At 64.0% G+C, this 542-nt stretch carries 1 protein-coding gene and 1 pseudogene; both read right to left on the bottom strand.

Annotated elements, in window-relative coordinates:
• Positions 1 to 295, bottom strand: a pseudogene (locus tag ACFOFO_RS26450) (hypothetical protein); the annotation flags it as partial.
• A gap of 13 nt (positions 296 to 308) precedes the next feature.
• On the bottom strand, positions 309 to 542 hold a 234-nt coding region (locus ACFOFO_RS26445; protein WP_390333549.1), incomplete at its 5' end, for a GlsB/YeaQ/YmgE family stress response membrane protein.

Here is a 542-nt window from a genome sequence, read left to right as displayed (position 1 = left end):
GGCTGCTGCCCGGACTCATCACACGCCCAAGTACTCCACCCGCGAGGCTTGCGGCCGTGACCGGACCCAAGGCCGCAAGGATTTGATTCAGCATGCCTGCCTGCTGCTGCCCGTTCGAATTGCCGAATAATTGGCCCACCATTTCGCCGATGGGCGGCGTTTCATCCGCGCGGAACGCGCCGGCCAAGCCCTTGGCCAGAACGTCGCTGGGCACGCTTTGCGCCACCTGGTCGAAGTGCTGATCGCTGGCGGTGCCGCTGCTGATCACTTGGGTTAGGATGTCCATGATTCCCATGTTCAGCCTCCTTCTACTTGACGCGGTTGCGCGTGACAAGGTGATACCCGACCAGCAGCACAACCGCGCCGATGATCGAAGCGATGAACCCGGCGGCGTGTCCCTGCGGATACAGCCCGAGCGCTTGACCGAGATACGTGGCAGCTACCGAACCGCCGATGCCGAGCACGGATGTAAGGAAGAAGCCGCTCGGCCCCGCCCCCGGCGTCAGCGCCTTGGCGATCAAGCCCGCGACGAAGCCGATGAG

Source organism: Pseudundibacterium arcticum, from assembly GCF_042646465.1.
Classification (GTDB): Bacteria; Pseudomonadota; Gammaproteobacteria; order Burkholderiales; family Burkholderiaceae_D; genus Undibacterium_A; species Undibacterium_A arcticum.
This window is presented reverse-complemented; position numbering and strand designations above follow the sequence as displayed.